At 36.7% G+C, this 6,238-nt stretch carries 6 protein-coding genes and 1 pseudogene; 6 read left to right on the top strand and 1 reads right to left on the bottom strand.

Translation table 11 applies throughout. The annotated features are described in order from the left end of the window. The first annotated feature begins 389 nt into the window (after positions 1-389). The 6 genes from CHI10_RS18265 (at position 390) to CHI10_RS18290 (ending at position 4,500) form a co-directional block, all read left to right on the top strand. Positions 390-1,292 carry an NAD(P)/FAD-dependent oxidoreductase gene (locus CHI10_RS18265; protein ID WP_095245628.1) on the top strand — a complete coding sequence of 301 codons (903 nt, stop codon included), beginning with the start codon at positions 390-392 and terminating at the stop codon, positions 1,290-1,292. A 97-nt stretch (positions 1,293-1,389) separates the two neighbouring features. Then, a complete protein-coding gene (locus tag CHI10_RS18270; protein ID WP_286137476.1) occupies positions 1,390-1,851 on the top strand; it encodes a hypothetical protein in 462 nt (153 codons plus the stop codon). A 210-nt stretch (positions 1,852-2,061) separates the two neighbouring features. Beyond that, a complete protein-coding gene (locus CHI10_RS18275) occupies positions 2,062-2,571 on the top strand; it encodes a hypothetical protein (RefSeq protein ID WP_048009497.1) in 510 nt (169 codons plus the stop codon). Between the two features lie 389 nt (positions 2,572-2,960). Then, positions 2,961-3,185 (top strand): hypothetical protein, encoded by a 225-nt coding sequence (locus CHI10_RS18280; RefSeq protein ID WP_048009496.1) that lies wholly within the window; start codon positions 2,961-2,963, stop codon positions 3,183-3,185. Between the two features lie 120 nt (positions 3,186-3,305). Beyond that, positions 3,306-3,815: a GNAT family N-acetyltransferase gene (locus CHI10_RS18285; RefSeq protein WP_095245630.1), complete on the top strand. Its 510-nt coding sequence runs from the start codon at positions 3,306-3,308 to the stop codon at positions 3,813-3,815. A 130-nt stretch (positions 3,816-3,945) separates the two neighbouring features. Next, positions 3,946-4,500 (top strand): hypothetical protein, encoded by a 555-nt coding sequence (locus CHI10_RS18290; protein ID WP_048009495.1) that lies wholly within the window; start codon positions 3,946-3,948, stop codon positions 4,498-4,500. Between the two features lie 212 nt (positions 4,501-4,712). Here CHI10_RS18290 and CHI10_RS18295 read toward each other — a convergent pair. Beyond that, positions 4,713-5,949: pseudogene (locus tag CHI10_RS18295) on the bottom strand (IS110 family RNA-guided transposase). Positions 5,950-6,238 lie beyond the last annotated feature (289 nt).

The raw sequence follows: 6,238 nt of genomic DNA on the forward strand, positions 1-6,238 counted from the left end.
AAGCAGCATCAAAATCCCAAATAGATACCGCTTATCCGACAAAACCAGAAAGAAGCAGCGTCAAAGCCCAGGATAGATGCCGCTTATTCGATAAAACCAAAAAGAAGCTGCATCAAAATCCCGAATAGATACCGCTTATCCGACAAAACCAGAAAGAAGCAGCACCAAAGCTCCCGATAGATACCACTTCTCCGCCAAAATACAAAAAAAGTAGTCACAAACCCCGAATTTTACCAACAAACGGAGTTCCCACACCACAATCAGCAGCCCCCCTACCCTGTAACAAAGCAAACCCCCAAACCATTTTAAAAATGAAGTGTATTTGGAAACCGATTTTCTGGGTAGTTTACATGTATAGCCTTTTTTGGCACGAAAAGGAGGAATTCCATTTGAATTATGATTGTCTGATTGTTGGAGGAGGGATTGCGGGCCTGCAGGCTGCCATTCAGCTGGGCAGGTATAAGCATAAGGTGCTGGTGCTGGATTCCAATGATGGGCGTTCCGTGATATGCAAAAATTATCATAATATTTTAGGCTATCCAGATGGTGTAAGCGGTCCGGAGCTTCGTGAGCTTGGGAGAAAGCACGCTGAAAGTCTTGGAGTGGAGTTTGTTCATGAAAAAGTGGAGCAGGCTGAAAAGGCTGAAGGAGGATTTGTCGTTTCAGCAGAAACCGGCAATAAATATTCCGGCAAACGGATTTTGCTGGCAACGGGAGTCATGGACCGGATGCCGCCATTCCCGGAACTGATGCCTTGTCTTGGCATATCGGTTTATGTCTGTCCAGACTGTGATGGATATGAGGTGAAGGATAAACGCACCATTGTGCTTGGCTCTGGAAATGCCGGCGCGAATATGTGCTTAACCTTGTCTTACTGGACAAATGACCTTGTTTTCATCAACCATGAAAAAAAGGTGCCAGATCAGGAATTTTTAGAGAAAATGAGAGAGGAAAAAATTGAATATGTGGAAGAAACAATAGATAAAGTGCTTGCAGATGATGACAAATTTAAAGGTGTAAGGCTGGAAAACGGCAAAGAAATTACAGGGGATAGAGGATTTATTGCATTTGGCGGAAATGAGATAAAATCCGGCCTGGCAAAGCAGCTCGGTGCAGAGCGGCTTGAAAATAAGCATATCCTGACAGATCCCCGCTCGAAAATGACCAGTGTCCAAAATGTTTGGGCAGCAGGCGATGTGGCAGCCCATTCGGAACAAGTAACCATTGCGATGGGAGAGGGTGCACAGGCTGCAATCTGGATCCATAAATCGCTTCTGCAGGATAAAAAATAAGGAATTTAGGTTTTATCGTCGAAATAAAAGGGTATATAGTGGTTTATTTCTGTACACTTTTCTCATATAATAGCCTATAAGCTTTAAATAGAGAAAGGTGTTTGCATTGAATAAAGAAAGCTTGGATCTAGTTGTTCATGAATTGCTGAAGAGATCGGGGAGTCAGGCGGACATTAAATTAGAGAAACATTTTCCGGGAAATCATATTGCTGGCGGAAAATACAGCATGGGAACACATACAGTAACCCTTTATGCAGAAGAGATTAAGAATCAATGCCAGCAGCTGTTTGCTTCTGCTGATCGTTTTTTAGATTATTTTGCCGTTGTGTTTGCTCATGAGTTAGGCCATGCAGAAGATGCGGAGCTGGAGCAATTAGCCAGCCATCTTGATGCCTGCATAACAGAGCAGGAACGCTGGCTCACAGCATTGAAAATTGAGGAAAATGCCTGGGCATTTGCTGAAAAGCTCTTGCCGGACATGGATAAGGCATTCATGCAGAACATTATTTATCATTCATTAAAACCATACCGGGATCAGCTTCAAATGGAGCCTGCCTGACCATATTGGAAGCCGCAAGCGGGAGTGCTGCGGCTTTTTTGTAATCACCCAGGAATAAGAATGTAAATAAGCATATTAATTTTAAGTTACTGTTATTGGTTTCCAAATTAAATAGAGTTTGCCTTCTTCAACTAATAGGTGCAAGAATTGAGGATCAGTGAGGATCATTCATTTCTTTTCGACAAACGGGGCAGAGATATGGAGGGGAAAATGAATCACAAATTTATTGAGTTTATAAAAATTGCAAAGAAACTAAGTGATATTGATATTATCCCCTTGTTAATGGGGTCGGTTGGTTTAGAAGTCGTAACAGGAAAAAGTTGGTGTGCGCAAGACTTGGATATTCATGTACCTGGTGATGAAAGAGGCTGGGAAGTACCGCCGGAATTAAATATACATAAGTGGAATGATATAGTGAACATTATGAAATCACTGGAATATAGCTTAATTGATTTGCATGAGCATGAGTTCTCTAAAGATGGATTATCAGTTGAGTTTGGCATTATAGACACACTGCCAAGTTTCGCCGGAGTACAATTAGAGGACTTAGAAATGCATCAAACGGAAGATGTAAAGTATTACTTACTGAATCTTGAACAGTATTTAAGTGTTTACGAGTCCTCATCCAAGGATAGCTATCGAGCAAATAATAATAATAATAAAGATAGCAGGAAGATAGATTTTTTAAAAAGTATGTTATATGGTAACGAAAAATCTTAAATAATTTGAAGCTCATTTTTCTGTAACAAACGGAAGAGGTTTGTGAAACAAAAAATAATAATTCTTAAGCTCCTATTATTAGGATGAACAACAAAAGTGGTAAAGGTATTCTCCTGACAATTGGTTGGCTATCTGTGTTCTTATTAATAGAAACATTCCTAAAAGCCAACCAGCGACTCTGCTTATTACACCTAAAATAATCATTGCTTACCCCCCTTGTAATACTCTCTATACATACTGGGAAAAACAAAAGCATAGGCGGCATTAAGTTAATTTAATGTAGGGTACAGCACCCGCGTCACTAAATGATTTGAAATGAGTTAAGGTAACTTGTACCATCTAGGTATAAGCCGTTGTTTAACACAAAATTGTACTAATGGAGTAAAAAAATGAAGTTATTTAATGAACCTCTTAAAGGTTTCTTAGTCAATGATTTAGCAGCTTACGATAGCGAGGAAAATGATAATCAGGTTGTTTACCAAATTAGAAAAGGAGAAGTTCTAGTCATTGGTGAATTTAATTCGATTAAATACGAAAGTGGAACTGCGTTAATTATTTTTGCTAATGATGAAGTTATTTCCGTTGATAAGAACATGATAATATTAAAGAATTAAGCTGCCATCTCTGGCGGTTTTTTTCTTATTGTACAAACGGGCAGGTTAGTTGAAGTGGTTTGTTGAATTTATAAGGTATCGAATAAAAAAAGTTAATTGAAAAAGGAGGTAAGAATTTACTTGGATTACGGTGAAGGTTTTGAAATAAAAATTGCTACTAATCACGATAGTAGTGTAATTATTGAAATGTTAAAGCAGATAGCTCAATGGATGAAAGATAATGATATAAACCAATGGAGGTTTCTACTAGATGGTGGTGAGGATGAAGAGATTAAACAAGCCATAATTAATCAAGAAACATACATTGTTTTAAAAGATAAGAATATTGTGGCTACGTTCACACTATTATCTAAACAAAGTGAATGGGATAGGCATATTTGGGGAAGTGATATTTCTTCAAAATCGCTATATTTACATAGACTTGCAATAACACCAACTTATATGAAGAAAGGTATAGGTAAAAGTATATTAACTTGGATACAAGACAATGCAAGTGAAAAAGAATATCTTAAGTTAGATTGTGTTACAGATAATACTAAATTAAATAAATTTTATAAGTGCAATGACTTTGAACTTACTGGTGTAACAGATGGACATAGTAAATATCAAAAAAGTATAAAAAAGGATTAGAAGTTCTTCTACTAAAGGGTGCAAGAATTAAAGATGAGGATCGCTGGAGTGATCTTTTTTCTTGTTTAACAAACGTGACAGGTTTATTGCAGAAGGATTTACTGTTTTTGTTCAAAGGTGGTGATAAATAGTGGAAAAAAGTAATACAAAAGAATTTCTAAAGGTAGCTATTATCACATTCATTATAAGTATTTTATTACTTTTTGCTTTGCTAACACTACAAATCAATGGAATATTTGTTCAAATAGGAACACCACCAAACGGTATTAGTCATCAGGCAATACGTAATTTGCTTATAATTGTGGCAATAGTATCGCTAATTTATTTGTTCAATGATAGAGGTATAAAAGGAATAATAATTGCTATAGGGGTATTTTTCATAATCGTACCGTCCCTTCCAAATCTACTAACTGAGGCTGAATACACGAGGTTTTCTTCTCCAGATAATAAAGAAGAATTTGTAGTGATTGAAAGAGGTTATGGTCGCCTATACCAATTATCAAATTCAAGATTGTATATGACTTATTTAACCAGCATTAATACAGATGACGGCTATAAGCCATTTTCGGACAGTGCATATAAATTAGAATGGGAAGAACCGAATCAGTTGATTATTTATTTTAAGTTTGATTATATGTCAGATTCCTTGAGTAAAGAGATTTCAACCAAATATAGAGTGAAGTGATTTAGGTGATATAGTGTTTCATTAATTAATTAATTAATTAATTAATTAATTTCTTTTTTGTTGAAGTTATTAAGCTAAACCAGCTAATAGTTTGTCAACATTTTTCAATAAAATGATTAATAACGTCATGATATACTAAAAATGTTCATGCCAAATAACCTTCCTCTATGTTTTATTTGGAAGGTTTTGTTGTATTTAGTTAGATATAGTTTTTAAGGTGTATCTTGGAAAATAGTTCTGCTTTTTAGTAAGGCAAAAATCCAATGTAAGAGCTTATTAACACATGCAATAACTGTACTCTAAAGGGTTTTCCTTCTTCACGTTTCTTATCGTAAAACTCCCTTAATTTTTTATTGCGTGCGATGATTTCACCAGTTGTTTTCTTTTTACGAGCATCACGAATACCACTTTGTACAGCCATATACAAGGCATGACGAAGCCTGCTAGAACATCGTTTGGTGATTCGATTTACTGATGCGGTAAACTTACCAGAAGAGCAAACACTAGGATCCACTCCAGCGAATGCAACGAGCTTTTTGGCATCATTGAACCGATCTATCTCACCAATTTCGGAAATAATCGTGGCGGCGATTTTCTCTCCAATTCCAGGGATAGATTGATATATATAATATTCTTCAATTTCTTTAGCGAGGGCTTCTATTTCAACTGCAATTTTAGATAGATGCTCTTGGTATTGAAGAACGATCTTGACTAATAACTCTAGATTAAAATATTACTCTGGTAGAGTTTGTTTTGAAACGGATTACGAAGGGCTGCTTCCCTTAATTTTTTAGCCTTTTCGTTTGCCCATGCATCTGAACGACTCATACATAGCGAAGCTATTTTCTCTGTTATTTCTCTTTCACTCACACTTAACACTACTTCTGAAGTAGGAAATGCTAATAATGTAAGCAATGAGACTTTGGAATATAAACTTCCAAAAACTCCTCTATATTCAGGAAATACCTGATCCAAAAGGGTATGCAGCTGTATTTTAGTCTGTGCTGATACTTCGGCAATACTTTCTTGTTGTCTTGTTAGATTACGAAGATTTAAAAGTTGAATTCCTCTTTTTTTATAAGGCTCTAACTCTTCTTTATAAAACAGCTCGCAAAGGTGGTAAGCATCAATTGCATCTGTTTTTACCTTCCGCAAACTCGAACTTTTGGCTCGATGGGAGATAAGAGGATTGACAACAATATAAACAAAACTTTGCTCCTCAAGAAATTGAATGACAGGAAAATGGTAATGTCCTGTTGATTCTAAAACCACCGTTGGCTGATGACCACCAGCTGAACTTTCTACTTCATGAAGGAACTCTAATAAACTACCTAAACCATCGGTATTGTGCTTGATACTAAAGCTCTTACGATACGGTTTGCCTTTGTCTAAAAATGCTTGAACCTGACTCTCTCCTTTTGATACATCCAGGCCAATGACTGGATTCATGCTTTTCTCCTCCTAAAACTCAATTTGTCGGTATCCCCTAAGGCTTCTTGTAATGTCATAGGTTCGCTTGTTAAACGGGATCTTTGTCCCAACCAGCCTGAAACATGTTTATACAAGTAGGGGGTGAACAGTTTAGTTGACGGGATTTAACCCACGGGTGCGACGTTCTACCCCGACTACCGTTATATAATAAGACCCAAAATTAAAAGGTCAACCAGAAATATCTGGCTAACCTTATATTACGAACGGGTGCAAGAGTTGAAGAACCAGTTAGGATCTTTCTTATTCG

This window comes from Bacillus sp. 7894-2, from assembly GCF_002272225.1.
Taxonomy (GTDB): domain Bacteria; phylum Bacillota; class Bacilli; order Bacillales; family Cytobacillaceae; genus Cytobacillus.